The 22,956-nt window shown below is 75.8% G+C and carries 21 protein-coding genes; 10 read left to right on the forward strand and 11 right to left on the reverse strand.

What is annotated here, in order from left to right; translation table 11 throughout:
- Positions 1-174 carry a hypothetical protein gene (locus A2CP1_RS11150; protein WP_232288427.1) on the reverse strand — a complete coding sequence of 58 codons (174 nt, stop codon included), beginning with the start codon at positions 172-174 and terminating at the stop codon, positions 1-3.
- A gap of 97 nt (positions 175-271) precedes the next feature.
- On the opposite strand from A2CP1_RS11150, the gene A2CP1_RS11155 reads away from it, so the two are divergent.
- Positions 272-1,120, forward strand: coding sequence for a c-type cytochrome (locus A2CP1_RS11155; protein WP_041450504.1), 849 nt, complete (start codon positions 272-274; stop codon positions 1,118-1,120).
- Here the strand turns inward: A2CP1_RS11155 and A2CP1_RS11160 are convergent.
- Positions 1,117-1,515, reverse strand: coding sequence for a hypothetical protein (locus A2CP1_RS11160; protein WP_012526158.1), 399 nt, complete (start codon positions 1,513-1,515; stop codon positions 1,117-1,119). The two genes, A2CP1_RS11155 and A2CP1_RS11160, sit on opposite strands and share 4 nt — an antisense overlap.
- 160 nt (positions 1,516-1,675) lie before the next feature.
- On the opposite strand from A2CP1_RS11160, the gene A2CP1_RS23940 reads away from it, so the two are divergent.
- On the forward strand, positions 1,676-2,539 hold the full coding sequence (locus tag A2CP1_RS23940) for an acyl-CoA desaturase (RefSeq protein ID WP_012633400.1): 864 nt from the start codon (positions 1,676-1,678) through the stop codon (positions 2,537-2,539).
- Between the two features lie 19 nt (positions 2,540-2,558).
- On the opposite strand, the gene A2CP1_RS11170 is transcribed toward A2CP1_RS23940, so the two are convergent.
- Positions 2,559-3,860 (reverse strand): lysophospholipid acyltransferase family protein, encoded by a 1,302-nt coding sequence (locus tag A2CP1_RS11170; protein WP_012633401.1) that lies wholly within the window; start codon positions 3,858-3,860, stop codon positions 2,559-2,561.
- An 89-nt stretch (positions 3,861-3,949) separates the two neighbouring features.
- Here A2CP1_RS11170 and mutL point away from each other — a divergent pair, with 89 nt between their 5' ends.
- The 3 genes from mutL (at position 3,950) to A2CP1_RS11185 (ending at position 7,070) form a co-directional block, all read left to right on the forward strand.
- Positions 3,950-5,773 (forward strand): DNA mismatch repair endonuclease MutL, encoded by a 1,824-nt coding sequence (gene mutL, locus A2CP1_RS11175; RefSeq protein WP_012633402.1) that lies wholly within the window; start codon positions 3,950-3,952, stop codon positions 5,771-5,773.
- 461 nt (positions 5,774-6,234) lie between these two features.
- Positions 6,235-6,405, forward strand: coding sequence for a hypothetical protein (locus A2CP1_RS23475; protein ID WP_012526162.1), 171 nt, complete (start codon positions 6,235-6,237; stop codon positions 6,403-6,405).
- Between the two features lie 131 nt (positions 6,406-6,536).
- Positions 6,537-7,070 carry a hypothetical protein gene (locus A2CP1_RS11185; protein ID WP_012633404.1) on the forward strand — a complete coding sequence of 178 codons (534 nt, stop codon included), beginning with the start codon at positions 6,537-6,539 and terminating at the stop codon, positions 7,068-7,070.
- Here A2CP1_RS11185 and A2CP1_RS11190 read toward each other — a convergent pair.
- The 6 genes from A2CP1_RS11190 to lon form a co-directional block, all read right to left on the reverse strand.
- A complete protein-coding gene (locus tag A2CP1_RS11190; protein ID WP_012633405.1) occupies positions 7,067-7,639 on the reverse strand; it encodes a hypothetical protein in 573 nt (190 codons plus the stop codon). The two genes, A2CP1_RS11185 and A2CP1_RS11190, sit on opposite strands and share 4 nt — an antisense overlap.
- Positions 7,636-9,462, reverse strand: coding sequence for a sigma-54-dependent Fis family transcriptional regulator (locus A2CP1_RS11195; protein WP_012526165.1), 1,827 nt, complete (start codon positions 9,460-9,462; stop codon positions 7,636-7,638). The genes A2CP1_RS11190 and A2CP1_RS11195 overlap by 4 nt, the downstream gene beginning before the upstream one ends.
- A 7-nt stretch (positions 9,463-9,469) precedes the next feature.
- Positions 9,470-10,324, reverse strand: coding sequence for a tetratricopeptide repeat protein (locus A2CP1_RS11200; protein WP_012526166.1), 855 nt, complete (start codon positions 10,322-10,324; stop codon positions 9,470-9,472).
- Positions 10,321-12,111, reverse strand: coding sequence for a serine/threonine-protein kinase (locus A2CP1_RS11205; RefSeq protein ID WP_012633406.1), 1,791 nt, complete (start codon positions 12,109-12,111; stop codon positions 10,321-10,323). Before A2CP1_RS11205 ends, A2CP1_RS11200 begins: the two co-directional genes overlap by 4 nt.
- A gap of 222 nt (positions 12,112-12,333) precedes the next feature.
- The gene (locus A2CP1_RS11210; RefSeq protein WP_012633407.1) at positions 12,334-13,386 is read right to left on the reverse strand and encodes an NAD-dependent epimerase/dehydratase family protein; all 1,053 of its coding nucleotides are present in this window, start codon (positions 13,384-13,386) and stop codon (positions 12,334-12,336) included.
- A gap of 97 nt (positions 13,387-13,483) precedes the next feature.
- Positions 13,484-15,991: an endopeptidase La gene (gene lon, locus A2CP1_RS11215; protein WP_012633408.1), complete on the reverse strand. Its 2,508-nt coding sequence runs from the start codon at positions 15,989-15,991 to the stop codon at positions 13,484-13,486.
- Between the two features lie 422 nt (positions 15,992-16,413).
- Here lon and A2CP1_RS11225 point away from each other — a divergent pair, with 422 nt between their 5' ends.
- The 4 genes from A2CP1_RS11225 to A2CP1_RS11240 are packed head-to-tail and all read left to right on the forward strand — an operon-like array spanning position 16,414 to position 20,793.
- Positions 16,414-17,544, forward strand: a complete 1,131-nt coding sequence (locus A2CP1_RS11225; RefSeq protein WP_012633410.1) for a hypothetical protein — start codon at positions 16,414-16,416, stop codon at positions 17,542-17,544.
- Positions 17,541-18,455: a metallophosphoesterase family protein gene (locus A2CP1_RS11230; RefSeq protein ID WP_012633411.1), complete on the forward strand. Its 915-nt coding sequence runs from the start codon at positions 17,541-17,543 to the stop codon at positions 18,453-18,455. Before A2CP1_RS11225 ends, A2CP1_RS11230 begins: the two co-directional genes overlap by 4 nt.
- A 4-nt stretch (positions 18,456-18,459) precedes the next feature.
- Entirely contained in the window at positions 18,460-19,362 is a 903-nt protein-coding gene (locus A2CP1_RS11235) for a hypothetical protein (RefSeq protein ID WP_012633412.1), read from the forward strand.
- Between the two features lie 3 nt (positions 19,363-19,365).
- Complete coding sequence (locus tag A2CP1_RS11240) at positions 19,366-20,793, forward strand: type II toxin-antitoxin system RelE family toxin (RefSeq protein WP_012633413.1); 1,428 nt, start codon at positions 19,366-19,368, stop codon at positions 20,791-20,793.
- A gap of 75 nt (positions 20,794-20,868) precedes the next feature.
- Here A2CP1_RS11240 and A2CP1_RS11245 read toward each other — a convergent pair whose 3' ends face one another.
- Both A2CP1_RS11245 and lexA read right to left on the reverse strand, forming a co-directional pair.
- The gene (locus A2CP1_RS11245; protein WP_012526175.1) at positions 20,869-21,102 is read right to left on the reverse strand and encodes a hypothetical protein; all 234 of its coding nucleotides are present in this window, start codon (positions 21,100-21,102) and stop codon (positions 20,869-20,871) included.
- Between the two features lie 153 nt (positions 21,103-21,255).
- Positions 21,256-21,942 carry a transcriptional repressor LexA gene (lexA, locus tag A2CP1_RS11250; protein WP_012633414.1) on the reverse strand — a complete coding sequence of 229 codons (687 nt, stop codon included), beginning with the start codon at positions 21,940-21,942 and terminating at the stop codon, positions 21,256-21,258.
- A gap of 108 nt (positions 21,943-22,050) precedes the next feature.
- On the opposite strand from lexA, the gene A2CP1_RS11255 reads away from it, so the two are divergent.
- Positions 22,051-22,953 (forward strand): hypothetical protein, encoded by a 903-nt coding sequence (locus A2CP1_RS11255; RefSeq protein WP_012633415.1) that lies wholly within the window; start codon positions 22,051-22,053, stop codon positions 22,951-22,953.
- The last annotated feature ends 3 nt before the right edge of the window (positions 22,954-22,956 follow it).

Raw genomic sequence — 22,956 nt, forward strand, 5'->3', positions numbered from 1 at the left:
CTACAGCTCGTACTTGTCGATCTTGCCGGCGCCCTGGAGGATCTCCAGCGCGCCCTTGGTGGCCTTCTCCTTGTCCGTGCCCTGGAGCTTCACCACCAGTGGGGCGGCCGGACCGGCCTGCGTCGGGGGCGGGTAGACCGTCACCGCCCAGGTGTCGCCGAGATCCTTGTCCACGTGTACCCGGCATTCCGTGCTTCCGATGAACGCGCGTGCCATGCTGAGTCGCTCCGAGAGGTCGTCGGGAGCCGGGAACATAGCCCAAACGAGCCCCATGAGAAAGCCGACCGTTCTGCTCCTCGTCCTCGCCGCATGCTCGTCCGGACCTCGCCTCCCGCACGTCACGCCGAGTGAGACCGAGGTCGAGGTGCGCGGCGCCGTGAAGGGCGGCCCGTACCCGCTCGGCCGAGCCGAGCTGGCGGCGCTGCCGCAGCGGACGGTGCACGGCCTCGACCCGGAGTCGGGCCGGGCGGCGACCTGGGAGGGCACCGCGCTCGCGGCGCTGGTGAGCGACCGCGTGGAGCGGACCCGGGGCGCGGACGTGGTGATCGTTCGGACCCGGGACCGCCGCGCCATCCCCATCCCGCTCACGCTGATCCGGCAGCTCCAGCCGGTGCTGGCGGATCGCGCCGACGGCCAGCCGCTCCCGGAGCGCGTCATCGCCTGGCCCACGTTCGACCAGCGCGGCCTCGAGACCGACCCGCGCGCCCGGCTGTGGTGGGCGCGGGGCGTGGTGGCGCTCGAGCTCGCGAACTCGTTCACCACCTACGGCCGCGCCCTGGCGGTCCCGGACGGCGCCCCGGACGGCGCGCGCCTCGGCGCGGATCGCTTCGGCGCGCGCTGCATCGGCTGCCACCGCGTGCGCAAGGCGGGCGGCGAGGCGGGGCCGAACCTCTCGCGGCTCACCGATCGGATGACCGCGGACGCGCTCTATGCGCGGATGCGGACGGGCCACCCGGGCTGGTCGGACGGGCCCGAGGATCCCGGCCCGTCGGCGGCGCGGCAGGTGTGGAGCTTCCTGCGGGCGGTGGCCGCGTTCGAGGGCGCCAGCGACGAGCCCGCGGCGGCCGAGAAGGATCCGGTGGAGGAGGAGCGCCGGCGGGCCCGATCGTCCCGGCCCTAGACCGCCCAGATGTAGCCGATGCGGACGCCGACCAGCTCGGCGATCTGCTTCGCGACCTGGCGCCCATCGCGCCCCGCGACCCACCGCGGCAGCACCACGTGGAACTCGCCGCCGGCCAGCTCGGCGGCGGAGGAGAAGAGCTGCCAGCGGCTCGCCACCTCCTCGAGCGCCACCGGGCCGGGCGAGAGGACGTCGAGGAACACCGGCTTCGGCGCCTCGCAGAACAGGCTCGGGCGGTGATCGCGCATGGCGCCGTGGATCACGTCGGGCGTGTCCCAGCCCGGCAGATCGGCGCGGACGCCGGCGTAGCCCGCGAGCGGGAGCGTCTCCGCCATCAGCCGGATGAACGCCTCCTTCTGCACATCGACCACCGGCTCGACGGTCTGCTCCAGCATGGCGGATCCCCCGTCCGGACGGCCGGCCGCCGGAGACGCGCGACCACCGCCCGGATCACACTCTGGGGCCGCGCGTCGCGGGGGGCATCCCCCGCCGCCGGGCGAGCGCACGAACCGCGGTGACGCACCCGTGACAGCGGCCCGCCAAGCTCCGGGGCTCATGCCGCGCGACCCCGACCGCATCGACTGGCTGCCCTCGCTCCCGTTCTTCGCCGCGCACCTCGTGGCGCTGGCCACCCCGTGGCTGGCGCCGCTCGAGTGGCGCTGGGGCGCGCTCGCGGCCGGGCTGTACGCGCTGCGCATGTTCGCGGTGACGGCCGGGTATCACCGGTACTTCTCGCACCGCAGCTACCGGACCTCGCGCGCGTTCCAGCTCCTGCTCGCGGTGCTCGGCGCGAGCGCGGCGCAGAAGGGCCCGCTCTGGTGGGCCGCCCACCACCGCGACCACCACCGCCACTCCGACGGGCCGGAGGACGTCCACTCGCCGCTGGAGCGGGGGTTCTGGTGGAGCCACGTGGGCTGGATCCTCTCCCGCCGCCACCACGAGACGAAGCTCGACCGCGTGCGCGACCTCGCGCGCTTCCCGGAGCTGCGGTGGATCGACCGCCACCACCTGGTGCCGCCGGCGGCGCTCGCCATCGGGCTGTTCCTGGCGGGCGGGCTGCCGGCGCTGCTGTGGGGGTTCTTCGTCTCCACCGTCGCGCTCTGGCACGGCACGTTCGTCATCAACTCGCTCGCGCACGTGTTCGGCCGCCGCCGCTACGCCACCGACGACGGCTCGCGCAACAGCCTGGTCCTCGCGCTCGTGACGCTGGGCGAGGGGTGGCACAACAACCACCACTTCTACGCGGCCAGCGCGCGGCAGGGCTTCTTCTGGTGGGAGATCGATCTGTCCTGGTACGCGCTGCGCGCGCTCGCGGCGGTGCGCCTGGTCCAGGACCTGAAGGTCCCGCCGCCGCAGGTCCGCCTGGCGCACCTCCGCACGGCCATCCCGCCCGCCGCGGCGCGCGCCGAGGCGCTCTGACTCTGCCCGCCGCACCGCGCTAGAGGAACACCGAGCCGCGCGCGGACACGTCCTCGTCCAGCATGCCCTGCAGCGTCGCGCGGACCGTCTCCGCCAGCTCGCCCACCCGCGCCGGGTCCTCCGCGTCGGCCGGCGAGCGGCCGGCCAGCGGGATGGGCGGGCCGAAGCGGAGCGACCAGCGCGAGGGCAGGGGCAGCAGCGCCGCGGGCGCCAGCCGGAGCAGCGGGCTCGCCGTGAGCAGCGGCAGCCCCAGCCGGTCCGCCAGCCAGCCGGTGCGCGAGATGCCGGGCGCCGCCTCCTCGCTGCCGACGATGGCGCAGGGGACGAGCGTCGCGCCGGCACGCAGCGCCACCTTGACGAAGCCGCCGCGGCCGAACCGCTGCAGGCGGTAGCGCTCGCCCCAGGGCTTGCGGGCGCCGGCGCTGCCCTCCGGGAACACGCCCAGCGCGCCGCCCTCCTGCAGGATGCGCCCCGCCGCCTCGGGCGTGGCGCGCACGGCGCCCAGCCGCACCGCCAGGCCGCCCATCACCGGCAGGTCGCACTCACGGTCATCGAGCAGCGGGCGGAGCTCCCGCCGCGCGGGGTGATCGCGGCGGAGCGCGTGCCGCAGGACCAGCGCGTCCCACGGGACGACGCCGGCGTGGTTCGCGACCACCATGACCGGCCCGGTCGCCGGGACGTGCTCCGCGTCGCGCACGGTGGTGCGCCACCAGGTGGCGTACAGCAGCTCGACCAGCGGCTCGGCCCGCTCCACCAGCCGCGGGTCCATCCCGTGGCGGTCGAGCCGCTCGGGCGGCTCGAGCAGCCGCGCCAGGTCCAGCGCCGCGCCCAGCTTCGCCGCCACCACGGGGGCGAGCCGCGCCACCGCCTCGGTCACCTCGCGGCGCGCCCCGGCCAGCCCGGCGCGTGCGGCGAGATCGCCCACGCGCGCCTCCAGGCCGTCGAGCGCCGAGTCGAGCCGCCGCTCCACGTCGGCGAGCCGCGCCTGCGCGCCGGTGCGGTCGGCCGGGAGCGTCCGGGTGCGGTCCGGCGCGCGGGCCGGCGCCTCGGGCGCCGGGGGCGAGGCGGCGGCGGCCGCGGACCACGGGGGGGCCGGCGAGGGCGCCGGCGCGACCGCGGCGACGGCGGGCGCGGGCGGCGGCCCGGACGAAGGAGCCGGGGAGGGCGGCGAAGCGGGCGGCGCGGCGGGCGGGCGCGGCGCCGCACCCCGGGTGAACGGGTCGTTGCCGAGCACCGGTCGCGGAGCCGGCCGCGCGGCGCCGGGCAGGCGCGCGGCCCCGCGCCGACCCGCGGCCTTCTTCTTGCCGGTCCCTCCCGCCATCGCGTCCACATAGACGCACGCGGCGGCAGGCGTCAAACGTTCGCTGGGGGGAGCCGCCGCGTCGGATCGCCGTGGTACGAACGGGCGCCATGCCGCGCATCCACGTCCTCCCGCCCGGGCTCGTCAACCAGATCGCCGCGGGCGAGGTGGTCGAGCGGCCGGCCTCGATCGTCAAGGAGCTGGTCGAGAACGCGCTCGACGCCGGCGCCACCTCCGTCGGCGTGGACGTGGAGGAGGGCGGGCTCGCGCTGGTCCGGGTGGCGGACGACGGGTCGGGCATGGACCGCGACGATGCGCTGCTCGCGCTCGAGCGCCACGCGACCAGCAAGCTGCGCGACGCCGAGGGGCTCGCCGCCATCGGGACCATGGGCTTCCGGGGCGAGGCGGTGCCGGCCATCGCGTCGGTCTCGCGCTTCCGCCTCGACACCTCGGCCGGCGAGGACGGCGCCGGCACGCGGGTGGAGATCGAGGGGGGCGTGCTGGGCGAGGTGGCGCCGGTGGCCCGGCCGCGCGGCACCACCGTCGAGGTCCGGGACCTGTTCTTCAACACGCCGGCCCGCCGCAAGTTCATGCGCGCGGCCTCCACCGAGGCGGGGCACGTCTCCGAGGCGGTGATCCGGCTGGCGCTGGCGCGGCCGGACGTGGGGTTCACGCTCCGCTCCGCCGGACGGCTGGTGCTGGGCGCGCGCGCGGGCGGCGGCCTGGCCGACCGGGCCGGGCAGGCGCTGGGGCGGGAGGCGCACCGGCACCTGCTCCCGGTGGACGCCCGCCGCGGCGAGGTGCGCGTCCACGGGCTCATCTGCTCGCCGGACCACTCCGAGGCCACCGGGCGGGCGCTCTACCTGTTCGTGAACGGGCGCTACGTGCGCGATCGCGCCGCCGCCCACGCCGTGCTGCGCGCGTTCGCCGGCACGCTGCCGCCCGGGCGGCATCCCGCCGGCGTCCTGTTCGTGGAGCTGCCGCTCCACCGCGTGGACGTGAACGTGCACCCGCAGAAGCTCGAGGTCCGGTTCGCGGAGGGGCGCGAGGTGTTCGACGCGCTGTTCCACACCGTGGCCGGCGCCCTCCGCACCGCGCCCTGGCTGCGCGCGCGCCCGCAGCCGGGCGACGGCGTTCCGGCGGGGAACGGCGGCGGGCCGGCCCCGGTGCCGGTGGCCGGCGAGGAGGCCGCCGAGGTGCTGGCCTGGGCGCGCGCGGCGCGGCCGCCGGAGGGGAGCGGGGCGACGCTCGTCCAGCCCGCCCCGGGCGCCTGGGCGACCGGCCGGCTCGCGTTCCCGGTCGCGCCCGCGCCCGGCGCCGGGCCGGAGGCGGGCCCGCGGCCGGAGGGATACTTCGCCGCGCTGCGCTACGTCGGGCAGCATGCGCGGACGTACCTGCTCTGCGAGGCGCCCGGCGGGACGTTGGTGGTGATCGACCAGCACGCCAGCCACGAGCGGATGCTGTTCCACCGGCTTCGGGAGGCGTTCCGGGCGCGCCGCATCCCGGTGCAGCCGTTCCTGCTGCCGCAGGTGGTGACGCTCCCGCCCGCCGCGGCGCGCGCCCTGGAGGCCGGGCTCGCGGAGCTGGGCCGGCTCGGGTTCGACGCGGAGCCGTTCGGCGGCGAGGCGTTCGCCGTGAAGGGCGCGCCGGCAGCGCTCGCCGGGGTGGACCTCACCGCGCTGCTCACCGATCTCGGCAGCCAGCTCGCGGAGGTGGAGCGCGGCAGCGCGGTGGACGATGCGTTCCACGACCTGCTCGCCACCATGGCTTGCCACGCGGCGGTGCGCGCCAACCAGGACGTCTCGCCGGAGGAGGCGCGCGCGCTCCTCGACGGGCTCGACGCCATCGACTTCAAGGCGCGCTGCCCGCACGGCCGGCCGGTGGTCTTCGAGCTCTCGCTCGCGGACCTCGAGCGTCGCGTCGGCCGCCGCTAGGCGCCGCAGGATCCGGAGGGTCGAGGAAGAGGGCTGCTCTCGGCGCGGCTGAAGTCGGATCCGAGGTGAACGAGCGAACCGCGCCGAGAGCGTCCCAGCGGTGAACCGCGCGATCGGAACCTGGAAAGGGGGGGGTATCCAGGCACCGCCGCAGCGTTACCGCGCGCTCCTTACGCAATCGCCGTGCCCCGGAACGGGTATCCAGAAGTCGATGAATTCAGGCGACTTTACCGGGCTGGCGCCGTCCCTGCGGGCGGACGGACCTTTCAAATGTGCAGTACGAATTGCACGAATGAAATGGATGGGGTCCGGATCGGGTGCGGCAGCATCCCTTGCGCTCGAGGGCTGAAGAAAGCTCCGTCTCGCGCGAGGTGTGCGCCGACGCGCATGTGCGATCGCCTGTAACGGCGGGACAATCCGCGCGCGCGGTCTCGGCACTGCGGATGCAAACATCGGCGGGCGTGCAGGGCACCATCACAGGCAAGGACGTGATCCGTCACTCCTTCACCATCCTCCGGCTCTGGGGGCCGACGGTGTACCTGCGGTGCCTCCGTGCCATGGTGAGCGGGCGCCAGTGCACGTTCCTCGGCGTGGTCGCCGGTGAGCCGCCGCACGCGCCGCCGGCCGCCTAGCGGACCCTCGCGCCCTCGCGCTGCACCACGGGGCGCGCGCTGGCGCGAAGGTTCTCGGGCTGCGCGGGGTCCCGCGCTCGCGCGGAAGAACCGGGTGGACGCCCCCCCGTCCCTTTGGCAGAGTCCGGCGCGTGCCGCCCCCGCGTGATCCGCGCTACCGCCCGTTCCGGCTGGCCCTCTGGGCGCTCTACTTCACCGTCATCGCGGTCGCGCTGGCGGTGGTCCTCACCAGCATCGTGCGGAACCTGCGCGGGCCGCACCGCCCCGCCGCCACCGGCGCGCTCCCCACCCGCGCGGCCCTGCGCGTGTGCGTGACCGAGCTCGAGGCGCTGCACGCCGAGCAGAACCACCGGGCCTGGCGCCTCGCGGACGAGGTGGGCGAGGGCGACGCGATCGCGCGCTGGGAGATCTGGGCGCGCGAGTGGGAGCAGCGGGTGGACGACCTCGCGGATCGCTGCCGGCTGGACGCCCGCGACCCCGACCCGCAGGGCTTCGGCGGGCGCGAGGAGCTGGCGCAGGCCCGCGAGGCGGTCCTGCAGGTGCACCGGGCCTACCGGGCCCAGGTGAACCGGTTCGCGCAGGAGGAGGCGGACCTGGCCCGGCGCGCCGCGCAGGCGCTGCGCCAGGCGCAGGAGGCGGTCTCGAGGCCGCCGGAGCGCGGCTAGCTCGCGGGGCAGCCGTCCGTCCCCGGCACCAGCAGGAACGTCCAGCGGTACACCTGCGTCTCGAAGCCCGACGCGGCGCTCCGGTTCGGCAGCGCGGCCTCGTCGGCCGGCGCGAAGAAGTTGTTCGACACCACCAGCTCCACCACGTGGACCGCGCCGGCGGTCCGCGGCGCGTGCTGGTAGGGCAGGAACGTGAACGGCGACGGATCGCGGGTGAGGACGGTCTGGTCCGCGCTCGCCGGCACCGACTCCTGCCGCACCCACGAGGCGCCGCCCTGCGTCGGCTGGTAGTCCACGAACCAGCGGACCTCGACCTGCTCGAGCGTGTTCGAGTCGAGGAGCTGCGCGGCGAGCTCGTAGCGCGGCTCGGCGCCGGCGCAGTCCGCGGGCACGGTCACGAGCGGCACGCCCGCCGCGGCCACGCCGTTCACGGTGATGCCGTCGGCCAGGATGCGGGGCGGCGTGATGGTGCCGCCCTTGGGGTAGTCGGGGAGCGGCTGCGGGAGCGGGCAGCCGGCCAGCGCGAGCGCGAGCGCGCCCAGGGCCGCGGGCAGGAGGGGACGGTTCACGCCTCGGTCTCCTCGTCGTCGGGCGGCAGGACCTGGCCGCGCCGCTCGGCCTCGAGCTTCTCGAGGTGGCGGAACACGGTGCGCGGGTCCACGCCCAGGTCCTTCGCGGTCTTGGTGCGGTTCCCGGCGTTCCGCTCCAGCACCTCGTTGATGTACCGCTTCTGGAACTCCTCCTTCGCCTGGGCGAGCGGGAGGATGGGCTCGAGGATCTCCGGGCGGAGATCGAGGTCCTCCGCCGAGACCAGCGCGCGGTCGGCCAGCACCACCGCCTTCTTCACCCGGTTCTCGAGCTCGCGGATGTTGCCCGGCCACGCGTACTTGCGCATGGCCACGAGCGCGCCGGGGGTGAACCCGCGCACGCGCGCGCCGAACTCCTTCGCGTACTTCTGCAGGAAGTACTTGCCGATGACCACCACGTCCTCGCCGCGATCGCGGAGCGGGGGCAGGTGGATGGCGACCACGTTCAGCCGGTAGTACAGGTCCTCGCGGAACGTGCCCTTGCGGATCTCGTCCTCGAGCACGCGGTTCGTGGCGGCCACCACCCGCAGGTCCACCGCCTCCGGGCGGTTGTCGCCCACCTTGGTGACGGCGCGATCCTGCAGCGCCCGCAGGATCTTCACCTGCAGCGCGAGCGGCATGTCGCCGATCTCGTCGAGGAACAGCGTGCCGCCGTGGGCCGCCTGGAACTTGCCGATGCGGGTGGCCACCGCCCCGGTGAACGCGCCCTTCACGTGGCCGAACAGCTCGGACTCGAGCAGCGCCTCCGGGATGGCGCCGCAGTTCACCGCCACGAACGGCCCGGTGGCGCGCGTGGAGCGCCGGTGGATCTCGCGGGCCACCACCTCCTTGCCGGTGCCGGTCTCGCCGGACACCAGCACCGAGATGTCGGTCCCGGCCACCTTGTCGATGCGCCGGTAGACCTCGCGCATCGAGGCGCCGGCGCCGATGAGGTCGCCGTACTGCCGCGACGCCACCGCCTCCTTGAGGGAGAGGTTCTCGCGGCGCAGCGAGTCGAGCAGCATGGCGTTCTGCACCAGCAGCGACGCCTGCGCGGCGAACGGCGCGAGCAGCTCGAGGGCGCGCTCGTCGAACAGCGAGACCACGTTGTCGTTGCCGAGGTAGATGACGCCGAAGACCTCGCCCTTCTGCATGAGCGGGGCGCACATCACCGAGCAGAGCTTCAGGTTCACCACCGACGTCGAGCCCGACCACTCCGAGTCGTGCAGCGCGTCGGCCACCACCAGCGCGCGGCGGGTCTCCACCACGCGCCGGATGATCGAGTCGGAGACCCGCTCGACCGCGCCCTCGATGGTCTCGCGGGCCACGTTGCGCGCGGCGCGGACGCTCATCTCCCCGTCCTCGAGCAGGATCAGGAACCCCTTGTCGGCGTGGGTGACCTCGAGCAGCGCGTCCATCAGTTCGTCGAGCAGCCGGTTCAGGTCGGTCGCCCCGAGGAGCCGCTCGGAGAAGCGCACCAGCGTCTCGAGCGCCTGCAGCCGCTGGCCGGCGATGGGCCGGGCCGACGGCAGCGGCGTGCGCGCCACGGCCTCGAAGGTGAGCTCGGTGCCCGCCACCCGGATCCGGTCGCCCGGCCCCAGGCGCCAGGCGCCCCGCCGCTTCCCGTTCACCGTCATGTCGGAGCGGTCGTGGGCGGCGGCGTTGTAGTCCTTCCCGTCGAAGTGGATGTGCAGCGCGGTGGCGGGCAGCGCCGGGTCCTCCACCGGCACGTCGTTCTCCGGATCACGGCCCACGCTGGTGATGCGCTTCACCAGCGCGACCTCGCGCTCGGAGCCGTCCGGTCCTCTCACGATGAGCGTGGCCACGGGTCCCCTAGTACCTCCACTCGAGCTTCAGCGACGCGCCGGCCGGCTCGCCGCCCGGCCCCATCTCCGTCTCGACGATGGGGACGAAGTGGCGATGGGCGTCCCACACGCCGTAGCCGTAGAGCGCCCAGAACATGGCGGCCGAGACGTACTTCACCACCTCGACGTTCCGGAGCACCCGGCGGTCGGAGTCGCTGTAGGGCGGGTTGGAGCAGCCGGGCTGGCCGGAGGTGCAGGTGCGGGTCCGGTCGTCGGCGAGCTGGTTGTGGATGACGATGGCCGCGATGTTCACCGCGCCGAGCGCGATCTGGCCGGCCGCGATGGCGGTGCCCTTGGCCCGGTCGCCGTTCTGGAACTGCCCGGCGCCGAACGGCATCCAGTTGAACAGGTAGAGCCGCTCCTGCACCCGCACCACCTTCGTCGGCGGCCCGGTGCGCGCCTGCTCCTCGGTGAGCAGCCGCCGCTTGGCCTCGTCGGCCAGCCGCTGCTGCTCGCGGAGCGCCCGGCGCCGCTCGCGCAGTGGCGCCAGCGCCGGCTCGTGCTCCTTCTTGACGCGGTCGAAGAACTCCACGATGGCGGGCGGCACCAGGAACGGGTCGAGCGCGTAGTCCGGATCGTGCGAGAGCAGGTTCACGAACGCGGCCCGCGCCGCGGGGAGGTCGCCCAGGTTGAACTCGGAGATGCCGAGCATCCGGTACGCCTCGACGGCCTCGTCGTCGGTGAGCGCCGGGTCGCCCGCCAGCATCTGGCGGAGCGCCCCGGCGGCGTCGCCGTACGCACCGAACTCGAAGCGGTCCTTGGCCCGCTTCAGCTCCGGGGGCGCGAGCAGCGAGAGCGCCAGCAGCAGGGGGATCGCGTTCACGGGGACTCCTGGGCCTGGGTCGCCGCCACGGTCACCTCGCCGCCGGCGCGCAGCTTCACGTCGAGCGTGCGGGCGGGCGCGCCCGCCAGGTCGAGCAGGATGCGGGCGGGCGCCTCGTAGGGGCTCTCGCCGCCGGCCGGGACCGCGACCAGGAACGGGGCCCGCTGCGACTCGCCGGCGGTGCCCACCAGCCGGCCGTCCAGGTAGACGCGGGTGGCGGGATCGCCTTCGACCCGGAGCCTGGCCGGGCGCGGCTCGAGCGGCACGCGCAGCTCGCCCTGGCGCGCGGCCTCCTCGGCGGAGATGCGCCGCACGAACGGCGAGCAGCAGGCGTGCTCGACCTGGATGACGTGCGGGCCGGGCGGAAGCTCGAAGCGGACGAGCTGCTGGTCGTGCGCGACCTCGACGCCGTCGAGGAGCGCGCGCTGCGCGTAGGGGCGGACGTGGACCGTGAACGGGACGGCGGCGGCCGCCGGGTGCGGCGCAGCGACGGCCGGGGTGGGGGCGCCGGTCGCGGGGGAGCCCTGGGGGCCGGCGGGCGCGCGTGCCGGGGCGGCGGGGGCCTCGCGGGCGGGCGCCGGGGCGGGCGCGGGATCCGGCGAGGCGCGGACCACGGCCGGGGGCGGGCGCGGGGGTGGGGGCGCGAGGGCGGCCCGCAGCCGCGGTCCGACGGTGAGCGCGAGGGCGCCCGCCGCGGCCAGCACCGCCAGCACCCCGCCGGCCACCGCGGCGGCCCGGCGGAGGCGGCGGCGCCGCGCCAGGCGCGCCAGCTTGGCCGGGACCTCGGCGTTGCCCGGGTCGATGGCGAGCACGCGGTCGTAGTAGGCCAGCGCGCGCGCGGCCGCGCCCTCCGCGGCGGCGGCGTCGCCGAGCGCGACGAGCGCGGCGGCGGCGCGGGCCGGGAAGGCGGCCTTCGCCGCGGCGGGGTCGCGCAGGAACGCGAGGAGCGCCTCGTCGGGCCGGTCGATCCCGACCTCGGCGAGGAGCCGGTCCAGCGCGTCGCGCACCTCGACCATGGTGGCCGGGCGCTTCGCCGGGTCGACCTGCAGGCAGCGCCGGATCAGCGCGGCGAGCGCGCCGGGCACGCGCGGGTCGGCCTGGCGCGGGTCCTCGAAGTCGCCCTCCAGGACGCGGCGCAGGATGGCGGTCGGGTTCGAGGCGGCGAACGGCAGCTTGCCGGTGGCGAGCCAGTACAGGATGGTGCCGAGCGAGAAGACGTCGCTGCGCGCGTCGGCGTCGTGCCCCTCCACGATCTCCGGCGCCATGTGGTGCGGCGAGCCCACCAGCGCGCCGGTCATGGTCATGCGCTCGTCGGACGCGAGGATCCGGGCGATGCCGAAGTCGGCGAGCTTCACCGAGGGCGGCTCGTCCTCGTGGACCAGCACGTTCTCGGGCTTGAGGTCGCGGTGGATGACCCCGGCCGCGTGCGCGTGCGCGAGCGCGTCGGCGAGCGTGCGCCCCACCAGCATGCCGAGCTCGGGGAAGCCGAAGCCGACGCCGGCCGCCCAGGCGCGCAGCGTGCGGCCGCGCACGAACTCGGTGACGAGGTAGCTCTCGACCGCCGCGTCGCCGGCGTAGTCGTAGATCTCGACGATGGCGGGGTGCGACAGGCGCGCGACCGCGCGCGCCTCGCGCGAGAAGCGGGCGCGCGAGTCCGGCGCCGACGCCAGGTGCGGGTGGAGCAGCTTCACCGCCACCTCGCGGTCGAGCGCGGTGTCGCGGCCGCGGTACACCACGGCCATCCCGCCGCTCCCCACCTGCTCGAGGAGCTCGTACCGGCCCAGCATCCGGATCACCGCGGCGCCCCCCCGACGGTGGGGGAGCGCCGGTCCGGGCGGAGCGGGAGCGCGTTGCCTGCGACCACGTGCATCTGAGAGGGTTCCTGGGCGCCCGCCGCGAGCGCCGGATCACGACATCCGTGGCGGGGTGAGGGGCGCCACTATGACACGGCCGCCCGGGCCCGGCCACAAGTCGTCCACCGCGGTCAGGGGCGGGTGGGACGTGCCCCCCTACCAGGCGGGCAGGGCACCCGCCCCTGAGCCGGGGAGCAGGTGATCCGACACCAGCGCGCGCACGGTCTCCGGCATGGCCGCGGTCGAGATCGGGTGGCGCGGGCGCCAGCCGAGGGCCTCGATGCGCGAGGTGTCGTAGTAGTGGTCCGCGCTCATCCAGTGGAGCGCCTCGCGCTCGATGCGCGGGACGAGCGCCGGCCCCACGCCGGTGCGGGACGAGAGCCGCCCCCATCCGCGCGCCAGCCGCCCGTTGACGCGGGCGAGCAGCGCGCGATCCGGCACGTGGCGCACCAGCCAGAGCAGCGCCGAGGTGAGCCGCGGGGCGGTCGGCAGGATGCGGCCCGGCTCGTAGCCGAGGGCGGTGAGCGCGGCGGCGAGGTGCTCGGCGAGCGGCAGCGGCGCCTCGTCGGCCACGTTGAAGGCGCGGCCCCGCACCGCCTCCGCGTCCGGGTGGTCGAGCACGTGGACCACCGCTCGCGCGAGGTCGTCGAGGTGGAGCAGGTGCGCCACCGGCCCGCGGCGGATGATGGGCACGCGCCGCCGCCGCTGGTTGAAGAGCGCCACCAGCGCGAGCACGCGCAGCGGGCCGCCGCGCAGCGACGGACCGTAGAGCACCGTGGGGCGGAGCACCGTGAGCGGTGCCCCCTTGCGGAAGGCGGCCCAGCTCGCCTGCTCCGCCGCCCAGCGGACCCGCTCGTGCGCGGTGCGCGGCGCCTTCAGCTCGCCCTCGCGGCAGGGCAGGTTGCGGGGGCGTCCGTACACGCCGGCGGTGGAGACGTGGACCAGCCGCCCGGCGCCGGCACGGCGCGCCAGCTCGGCGGCGGCGCGCGCGGCGCCGGCCTCCACCGCGATGCGGGCGGGCTCGGGCAGGTCGCGGGGGGTCCGCACGCCGAGGTGCACCACCGCGCGGGCCGGCGCCTCGCCCGCGGCGCCGAAGCCCTCGGCGGAGAGCGCCACGGGGCGCGGGCTCCAGCCGGCGCGCGCGAGCTCGGCCGCGACCGCGTCGGCCACGGCGCCGCCGGAGCCCGTGATGAGCGCCACCCCCGCCATGCCGCGAGTGTAGCAGGCGCCCGGGGCGGACCGCGCCGCCCCGAGCGCCGTGGCCCCGTCGAAGCATGCCCGGGGGCCTGCCGGCGGGGACCTGGACCTAGACCCGGATCTCGTCCGGCTTCTTGGCGGGAGGCGTCGGCGTCGCCCCGGGCTTCTTCTCGCCCTCGGGCTCGGGCGCCGCCGGCGGCTTGCGGCCGACCGGGTTCTCCTCCAGCGCCGCCGCCAGCACCTCGTCCATGTGCGCCGCGAAGACGAACTCGACCTCCTTGCGCGCCTGCTCGGGCACGTCCAGCAGGTCCTTCTCGTTGCGGGCCGGGATGATGATCCGCTTGATGCCGGCCCGGTGCGCGGCGAGCACCTTCTCCTTGATGCCGCCCACCGGGAGCACCAGGCCGCGCAGCGTGACCTCGCCGGTCATGGCGACGTCGGAGCGCACCCGGATGCCGGTGAGCAACGACACGAGCGCGGTGAGGATGGTCACGCCGGCGCTGGGACCGTCCTTCGGGATCGCGCCCGCCGGGAAGTGGATGTGCAGGTCGGTCTTCTCGAGGAAGTTGACCGGGATGCCGAGCGAGTCGGACTTCGAGCGCAGGTACGAGAGCGCGGCCTGCGCCGACTCCTTCATCACGTCGCCGAGCTGGCCGGTGAGGGTCAGCGCCCCCTTGCCCGGCATCTTGGTGGCCTCGATGAACAGGATGTCGCCGCCCGCGGCGGTCCAGGCGAGGCCGGTCGCGACGCCCGCGATCTCGGTCCGCTCGGCGGTCTCGTTGTAGAACTTCTCCGGCCCGAGGATCTCGAGGACGTCGGCCTCCTCGATGGCGCGCTTGGCGGCGGCGCCGATCTTGCCGCTCGCCACCTCCACCGCGATGGCGCGGCACACGTCGGCGATGCGCCGCTCGAGGTTCCGGACGCCGGCCTCGCGCGTGTACGCCATGATGATCTTGATGAGCGCCTTCTCGGTGATGGCGATGGCGTCGGCGCTGAGCCCGTGCTCCCTGAGCTGCTTCGGGATCAGGTGGTTCTGCGCGATGTGCACCTTCTCCTCGAACGTGTACCCCGGCAGCTCCAGGATCTCCATGCGGTCCTTGAGCGGGCCGGGGATGGGATCGAGCAGGTTCGCGGTGCCGATGAACATCACCTTCGACAGATCGTAGGACAGGTCGAGGTAGTGGTCGGAGAACGCGTGGTTCTGCTCGGGGTCGAGCACCTCGAGCAGGGCCGCCGAGGGATCGCCCCGGAAGTCCGCCCCGAGCTTGTCGATCTCGTCGAGCATCATCACCGGGTTCACCGTCCCGGCCTTCTTCATCGACTGGATGATGCGGCCGGGGAGGGCGCCCACGTAGGTGCGCCGGTGCCCGCGGATCTCGGCCTCGTCGCGGACGCCGCCCAGCGAGAGCCGCACGAACTTGCGGCCGGTGGCGCGCGCGATCGACTGGCCGAGGGAGGTCTTGCCGACGCCCGGCGGGCCCACGAAGCACAGGATCGGCCCGCGCATGTCGTTCTTCAGCTTGCGGACCGCCAGGTACTCGAGGATGCGCTTCTTGATCTTCTCCAGCGCGTAGTGGTCGGAGTCGAGGATCTGCCGCGCGTTCTCGATGTCGAGGTTGTCGTCGGTGCGCTTGGCCCAGGGCAGGTCGGCGATCCAGTCGAGGTAGGTGCGGGCGACCGTGTACTCGGAGCTGGCGGTCGGGATCGACTTCAGCCGGTTCAGCTCCTTCTGCGCGACCTTCTCGACCTCGGGCGGGAGCCCGGCCTTCTTCAGGCGCTCCTGCAGCTCGTCGAGCTCCTCCTCCTCCTCGCCCAGCTCGCCCAGCTCCTCCTTGATGGCCTTGAGCTGCTGGCGCAGGTAGTACTCGCGCTGCGTCTTCGACATCTCGCCCTTCACGGCGGAGTCGATCTTGTTCGAGAGCTTGAGGATCTCGCGCTTGCGGTTGAGCAGCTCGAGCACGAGCTTCATGCGCGCCTTGAGCTCGACGGTCTCGAGGACCTGCTGCTTCTCCTCGATGGGCACGTCCACGTTCGCCGCGATGAGATCGGCGAGGTGGCCCGGGTGCGTGATGGACTCGACCAGCTCGGTCGCGGCCGCCGGGAGCTCGGGCATGAGCTCGATGACCTCGCGCGCCAGCTTCTTCAGGTTGATGGCGAGCGCCTCGACCTCGACGTCGTCCACCACCGAGCGATCCTCGACCGGCTCGATGCGCGCCTTGAGGTAGGGGCTCTCCTGCACGAGCTCGAGCACCTTGAACCGGGCGAGCCCCTGCACGACGAGCGAGTAGTTGTCCTCGCCCATCTTCAGGAGCTTCACCACCCGCGCCACCGTCCCGACCGTGTACAGGTCGGCCGCGCCCGGGTCCTCCTCCTCGGCCCGGCGCTGCGTGACCACGCCGATCACCTGCTCGTCGCGGACCGCGTCCTTGATGAGCGCGATGGTCTTCTGGCGGCCCACCGCCAGGGGCAGCACGCCCCCGGGGAAGAACACCGAGTTCCGCAGCGGGAGGATCGGCAGCACCGCCGGGATGTCCTCCTTGTTGATGAGGACCGGAGGTCCCATGGCCGGGGCGACCTGCGCCCCTGCCCCCGCGCCCTTCTTTTCCTTGTCGGACATCGCCGTCTCCTTCCGCTGCTCGCGCACCGATCAGGGATACCCGTCGCCTGCGCCGTTATCAACAAGAAGCAAGTGGTCTTCCGAGCGCTTGCGCCCGTTTCCCGCGCGCGCGATCCGCCGCGCGCGGCGACCCGTCCAGCCGCAGGGGCCGCGCGCCCCTCAGCGCTCGTTCAGGGCCGTCCGTCCGGGGCGAGAGAGGGCCTTCCCGTCGGGCTCGCCGCCGGGGCCCCCGGGATCCCGTCGGACCGGGCCCTCGCCGGGCGCCCACAGGCCGGTGCGGCGCTCGTCGTCGCCCGAGCCCGACACGGACCGGCTCCGGGCGGGCAGCTGCTCGGGTGCCACCCCGGGCCCATCGGCGGGCGACCACGCGCGCTTGGCAGTCATGCCCTCTGGATAAGACCGACTTCCCGAAGGGCAAGCGCGTGGGCATTTTCGCACCCGTGCAGCCGGGTCAGACCGCGCTCGCGATCGGCGCGGGAACGCTCGCCGCCCTGGCGGTGGCGCTGCTCGTCCTGCTGCTCCGGGCGCGCCGGCCGGGGGTGCCCGCCGAGGCGCGGGCGCTCCTCGCCCAGGTCCCGGGGGCGCTCGGCGACGCGGCGCTGCTGCTCGACCCGGAGGGCTTCGTGGTGGCCGGGAACGCGGAGGCGGCGGCGCTGGCCGGGCTCGCCCCGGACCGGCTGCGCGGCGCCCGGGCCTCCGTGATCCTGGGGGAGGACCTGGCGGTGCTTCAGCGGGGCGCAGCGCGCGGCCCGAGCGCGGCGCGCGTCCACCTGCGCACGCCCGGCGGCGCGGCGCCGGCGCGCGCGGTGGTGGTGCGGGTGTCCTCGCGGCCGCCGCGCGACCTCGCGGTGCTGCGCCCCGAGCCGATGGTCCCGCGGCCCACGCCGCCGCCGCTCCCGCTGGCGCCGGCGCGCCCGGGCGCGGGGCCGTGCTCGGCGGACCTGGGCGCGATCGCCGCGGCGCTCCGCGAGCCGCTGGCGCGGGCCTCCACCGCGGCCTCCATGCTGCGGCTCCTCGCGCCCAGGCTGGCGCTCGGCGCCGGGGAGCTGGCGCGGCTGGAGGGCGCCCTCGGCGACCTGGAGCGGCGCCTCGGCGCGCTGGCGGCGACGTCCGGCGCGGGCGCGGTCCGGCCGGTCGATCTCGCCGCCGCCTTCGGCGAGATCGCCGCCCAGCTCCCGCCCGGCGTGCGGGTGCGCGCGGCGCTCGAGCCCGCGCCGGTGCTGGCCGACGAGGCGCGGCTCCGGGCGATGCTGCGCGAGCTGCTGCGCGCCGTGTGCGAGGCGCTGCCGGCCGGCGGCGAGCTCACCGCCACCGTGGCCGTGCGGCGGGGCGCGGCGGTGCTGGAGCTCGGGCGCGCCGGCGGGCGGGGCGCGGGCGAGGCGGGCGCGGCGGCGCTGGCACGTGCGGCGCTCGGCCCCGAGGGTGCGAGGGTGGAGGAGGAGACCGCACCCGGGCGTGGACGCGTGCTTCGCCTCGTGCTTCCGCTCGCTGCGCCGCCGGCGGCCCCCGCGCACGCTCCCACCGCGGGTGCGACCGGCCCGCGCTTCGTTTGACGCACGGGGGAGGGGTCGATAGCATCCACCGCGCGTTTCCGTCCGGTTCCGCACCCCTCCCAGGAGCCCGCATCCTCCGCCTCGGTCACATCAGCGACCTGCACGTGGCCGACCGCAGCCGCTACCCGCGGAACGGCTTCACCGCGCGCGACTGCGAGCGCCACTCGACGCGGCTGGCGAAGGGCCTGCTCGACGCCCTGCGGGAGATCGGGGTGGACCACCTGGTGGTCACCGGGGACCTCACGTTCTCCGGCGAGCCGCGCGAGTTCGAGCGCGCGGCCGAGCTGCTCCGGCCGTTCGCCGAGGCGGGCAAGCTCACGGTGGTGCCCGGCAATCACGACGTGTGGACCGAGGAGTCGGTGGAGACCGGCCGGTTCCTGCGCGCGCTCGGCCCCGACGGCAAGGGCATGAAGAAGGCGGCGCCGTCCTATCCGCACGTGGTGCCGCTCGGCGACGAGGCGGTGCTCGTCGCGCTCGACAGCGCACGCTACGGCGACGATCCCTGGACCACCCCCGGCCGCCTGGGCGGCGAGCAGCTCCGCGCCGCGCGCGAGCTGGCCCGCGAGCACGCGCGGCTGGGGCGGGCGGTGCTGCTCGCGTTCCACCACCACGTGGTGCTCCCGCCCGAGCGCGTGCCGTCCGACGCGCACGTGTGCCGCATGCCGCTCGCCGACGCGGACCAGGTGGTCCGGCTGGTGGCCGAGGTCCCGGTGGCGGCGGTCCTGCACGGGCACCGCCACACCGCGTTCCGGGTGGACCTCCCCGGCGCGGCCGGGCCGACGCCCGTCCTGTGCGCGGGATCGGCGTCGCGGACCGCCGACGAGCCGGTCCGCAGAGCCCGCGCCTACCTGTACGAGGTCGATCGCACCGGGGTCCGCAGCGTCGAGGCCCTGGTCGCCGGCACGGAGTGAACCCATGAAGAAGCTGCTCATCGTCGCGCTGCCGCTCGGGCTCGCGATCCTCGGGGGCGCCTCGGTCCTGTCCGGCCAGCGCGCCGCGCAGTCCGCGGCCGAGTCGCGCCTGGAGCGCGCCCGCCTGAAGCGCGAGTTCGCCGAGCGGGCCGCGCTGGCGCGCGCGCTGCCGCCGGAGCGCGCCGGGCAGTGGTCCGACGAGGCCACCTCGCTGCTGGGCTGGTACTTCGAGGGCCTGAAGGAGATCCGGGCCCGCTTCCCGGGCGTGGAGCCCGCGCCGACGGCGCTCGCCTCGGCCGAGGCGGAGCGCAAGGGCAAGGTCGCCGACAAGGACCGCGCCGCGATCGAGGACTTCCAGAAGTACGCCGACGGGCGCGCCGCGCTGCTGAAGGCCCGCTGGGCGCCGGTGCAGTCGGTGCAGGCGAACGGCCTGCGCCTCGACCTCGTCACGATCGAGCCGGGCGCGTCGCCCGGCGGCGGCCCCGGGCTGCGCATCGACTTCGCGCTCTGGGGCGCGCCGCGGCTGGTGGACCGGGAGAAGACCGGCGACCGCACCGTCACGCGGGTCATCTCGCCGGTGTCGTTCGACAAGATCGGCTTCCGGTTCCTCGACGCCGCCGGCAAGCCGTACGGCGAGATGAGCGGCCCCGGCGAGCCGTACCAGAAGCTGGTGGACGCCGAGCGCTTCGTGGAGGACTTCCCGCCGGGCGTGATGTTCGGCACCTGGTGGGTGGAGCTGCTCCCGCGCGAGGCGGCCAGCGTGGAGCTCGATCTCGGCGTGAACGTGCGCGGCGCGGGCGGCTCGTCGGTCCCGGCCGCCTTCCACGTGTCCATGCCGGTCGCCGAGGCCTGGAGGATCCCGCCCGGCGCGGTGTACCAGGCCGAGGTCCGCGAGGCGGCGCAGTAGCCCGTGGCCGACCCCACGGCGAAGCCGTCGAAGCCCGCCGCGGCCAAGGCCGCGAAGCCGAAGAAGCCCGGCAAGCCGAGGACCGCGACGAAGGCGGCCGCGCCCGCGAAGGCCGCCGCGGGTGCCGTGAAGGCGAAGGCGAACGCGCCCCGGCGCGCCCCGCGTCCGCCCGCGGCGGCGCCGCCTGCTCCGCCGCTCCCGGATCCGTCCGGGGACGCGCCGCTGCACGAGCTCTCGCGCGACGGCCTGTCGGTGCTGCTCTACGTGGCGCTCCTCCCGGACGAGACGCGGGCGCTCGTGAAGGACCTCGGCCTGACCGTGCCCGGGTTCCGCACCGACGCGCTCTCCGACGTGGAGCGCTGCGACGTGCTCGCGGACGAGATCCGCGCCGCGCCCGCCACCCGCGCGCGCGCGCTCGACGTGCTCCGGAAGGAGTTCGGCGGGATGCCGCTGCCGGAGACGCACCTCGAGCCGCGCGACGCGGACGACCTGCTCGCGGTGGGCAGCTCGGACCACGGCCTGCCGCTCGCGCTCTGGCGCGTGCTGGCCGACCCGGTCCCGGGGGTGCGGGAGCGCGCCCTGCCCGTGCTGGAGCAGCTCGCGAAGGAGTACTACGGACCGGCGCCGGAGGGCGCCGCGCCGCGCGACCCGGGGCCGAAGGCGCCCTCGCCGGAGCAGGAGGCCGCCGCCGCGGCCGCGCGCGTGCAGGCCCTGGAGAAGGCGCTCGAGCGCGCCGAGCAGCAGGTCGAGTCGGTCCGGCGCAAGGGCGAGGAGCAGCGCGAGAAGCTCCAGGAGTGGCTGAAGGAGGCGCGCGCTCGCGCGGCGCAGGCGGTGGACGAGGCGGCGCGCGCGCGCGAGGCGGCGGACGCGGCCGCCCGGGCGCGCGAGCGGGCCGAGGCGGCGCTCTCGGCGGCGCAGGCCACCGACGCGGCCGCCGAGGCGGCCCGGCAGCGCGCCGCGGCGCGCGAGCTGGAGGGCAGGGTGGCCGCGCTCGACGCGAAGGTGGCGCGACAGGCGGCGCGCGAGGCGGAGCTGGAGACGGCGCTGCGCGACGCGCGCGCGGCGGCGCAGGCGGCGCCGGCCGGCGCGCCGGCGGCGGCGGGCGTCGAGGCGGACGAGCCGGAGGACGCGCCGTCCTCGTGGCTGATGCCGGTCTACACCCGCGAGTTCTACGACTCGCTCGCGGGGTGGGACCGCCGGATCCAGCGCGCCGCGTTCAAGCAGGCGGCGCTGCTCGCGCAGGACCACCGCCACCCGAGCCTCCGCGCGCTCCCGCTGGAGGGGCTGCCCGGCTACTACCGCGTGCGGGTCGCGACCGACGTGCGGCTGCTGTACCGGCGCGGCGAGCGACAGAACGAGATCGAGATCCTCTCGCTCATCGACCGGGAGGACCTCGACCGCTACGTGCGCCAGGCCAAGACGCGGCAGTGACCCTGGCCCGGCACGACGCGCCGGTGACCGGACGTGCGACCCCCTCGACCGCACGTCCGGCCAGCGGCGCCGCCGCTACTCGATGCCCTCGATGTGATCCGCCACCTCGGCCCCGCCCTCCGGTGCCGCTCGCGGCTCGGGCCTGCGCCCGCGCCTGCTGCGGGACCGCGGGTCCTCCGCCGCCGAGAGCTCCTTCCCGGCCGCGAGCAGCCGGGCCCACGCCTCCGGCGTGGGCTGCGCGCGTGCCGCCTCCAGCGCCTCCCGGTACGCCTTGCGCGCGGCGTCCAGCCTGCCACTCGACCTCGCCATGCCGCCTCCCCTCCGCAGGGTCCGTAGGACCTGTGCGCAAGATAGGCGTGCAGGGAGGGCAAGGTAAGCCGAGGGCGGGCTCGCCCTGGTGGGCAGGACCCGTCGCAGGTGGCGGACGTACGAGCGTCGCCCGGCGGCTCGGCCGCCGCGCGGTCAGGTGAGCTTGCGGTACACGCCCACCACCACGCCCAGGATCATGGTGCTGCGGAAGTCGGAGTGGCGGACGTAGATGGGCGCCATGCGCGGGTTCGAGGGCTGGAAGCGCACGCGGTCGCCCTCGAAGTAGACGCGCTTCACGGTGGCCTCGTCGTCGATCATCGCGACCACGATCTCGCCGTCGTCCGCGTTGAGCTGCTTCTTCACGAACACGTAGTCGCCGGGCAGGATCCCGTCGCCGATCATCGAGTCGCCCTGGACGCGCAGCCCGTAGACCTTCTTGTTCGTGCCGAGCAGGAACGCGTCCACCTGCACCGTGTCCTCGACGCGCTCCTGCGCGAGGATCGGCATGCCGGCGGCCACGCGGCCGACGATGGGGATCTCGATCATCCGGCTGCCGGGCCGGGCCGGCCCGCGCACCAGCGGGACCACGTTGGAGCCGGTCTCGCCGCCGCCGAGCGCCTCGCGCGCCGCCGACGTCGGGATGAGCGCGCGCGACTTCACCGGATCGCGCGAGAGGTAGCCCTTGCGCTCGAGCGCCTTGAGGTGGTCGTTGACGCCGTTCGTGGAGCGGATGTCCAGCGCCTCGCCGATCTCGCGGATCGTGGGCGGGTAGCCGTGGTCCTCGATCTGCGAGGCGATGAAGCGGAGCACCTCGAGCTGGCGGTCGGTGAGGCCTTCCATGGGGGCACCTCCTGAACATCGGTATACTGGCTCGGCGTTCAGAAGACAAGCAAACGCCCGGCCGCCGGCCCGGTTGCCCGGGGCGCGGGGCGGGGATACGGTCCCGCCGTGCCGCCCACCCTCGGATCCGCCCTCTCGCTCGGCGTGCGCGCGCTCTTCCGCGAGGCGTGGCTCGTCGCGCCGGGCCTCGCCGTCGCCGGGCTGCGCCGTGCGCTCGGCTGGCCCGCGCTCGCCTTCGCCTGGGCGATCCTCGCCGAGGCCGCGTTCCAGGCCGCCCGCGCCGCGCCGCTCGATCCGTTCGCGCCGGTGCGCGGCATGGCGGCGGTCGCCGGGGCGCCGCGCGCGCTCGGGATCGCGGGCGGGCTGTGGCTGGCCGGGCGGGTGGCGGGCGCGCTGCTGCGGGTGGCCTGGCTCGCCGGCGCGCTGCCGGCGCTGGGGTCCGCGATGGGCGGGGAGCGAGGGGGCCCGGACCGGTTCGCGGCCGGGGTGGCGTACCGGCTGCCGCGGGTGCTCGCGACCGCGCTCCTGGGCCTGGTGGCGGAGGTCTCGGGCGGCCTGTTCGCCGCGGCGCTGGCGCTCGGCACGCTCCGGCTGGCCGGCGCCGGCGGCGGTCCCGGCGCGGCGCCGCTCGCGGCCGCGGCCGCGCTCGCCCTGACGCTCGCGGTGGCGGTGCCCGTCGCGCTCTCGGTGGCGGTGGACGCGGCGGTCGCCCGCGCCGCGGTCCTCGACGAGCCGGCCGGCGCGGCGTTCGCGGGCGCGGCGCGGCGGCTGCTCGCGCGCCCGGGCACGTTCGTGCTCGCCGCGCTCGCGTTCGGCGTCGCCGGCGCGCTCGCGCCCGCGCTGGTCGAGGGGCTCGGGGGCGCGCTGCCCGGCGCCGTCGCCGCGGGCCCGGGCCTGGCGGTGGCCGGCGCGACGGTGATGCTGGTGGCGGCCGCCGGGGTCTCGGCGGCGGTGGACCTCGCCTGGCTCGGGACGGTCGCCGCGCTCGCCTGCGCGGAGGAGCGCGGCTGACCC

Source organism: Anaeromyxobacter dehalogenans 2CP-1 (genome assembly GCF_000022145.1).
Classification (GTDB): domain Bacteria; phylum Myxococcota; class Myxococcia; order Myxococcales; family Anaeromyxobacteraceae; genus Anaeromyxobacter; species Anaeromyxobacter dehalogenans.

Bases quoted from the DNA above. Each gene is read 5' to 3' on its own strand.
- A2CP1_RS11155 (WP_041450504.1), top strand. From the start codon at position 272: ATGAGAAAGCCGACCGTTCTGCTCCTCGTCCTCGCCGCATGCTCGTCC.
- A2CP1_RS11160 (WP_012526158.1), bottom strand. From the start codon at position 1,515: ATGCTGGAGCAGACCGTCGAGCCGGTGGTCGATGTGCAGAAGGAGGCG.
- A2CP1_RS23940 (WP_012633400.1), top strand. From the start codon at position 1,676: ATGCCGCGCGACCCCGACCGCATCGACTGGCTGCCCTCGCTCCCGTTC.
- A2CP1_RS11170 (WP_012633401.1), bottom strand. From the start codon at position 3,860: ATGGCGGGAGGGACCGGCAAGAAGAAGGCCGCGGGTCGGCGCGGGGCC.
- mutL (WP_012633402.1), top strand. From the start codon at position 3,950: ATGCCGCGCATCCACGTCCTCCCGCCCGGGCTCGTCAACCAGATCGCC.
- A2CP1_RS11205 (WP_012633406.1), bottom strand. From the start codon at position 12,111: ATGCTGGGCCGGTACGAGCTCCTCGAGCAGGTGGGGAGCGGCGGGATG.
- A2CP1_RS11210 (WP_012633407.1), bottom strand. From the start codon at position 13,386: ATGGCGGGGGTGGCGCTCATCACGGGCTCCGGCGGCGCCGTGGCCGAC.
- lon (WP_012633408.1), bottom strand. From the start codon at position 15,991: ATGTCCGACAAGGAAAAGAAGGGCGCGGGGGCAGGGGCGCAGGTCGCC.
- A2CP1_RS11235 (WP_012633412.1), top strand. From the start codon at position 18,460: ATGAAGAAGCTGCTCATCGTCGCGCTGCCGCTCGGGCTCGCGATCCTC.
- A2CP1_RS11245 (WP_012526175.1), bottom strand. From the start codon at position 21,102: ATGGCGAGGTCGAGTGGCAGGCTGGACGCCGCGCGCAAGGCGTACCGG.
- lexA (WP_012633414.1), bottom strand. From the start codon at position 21,942: ATGGAAGGCCTCACCGACCGCCAGCTCGAGGTGCTCCGCTTCATCGCC.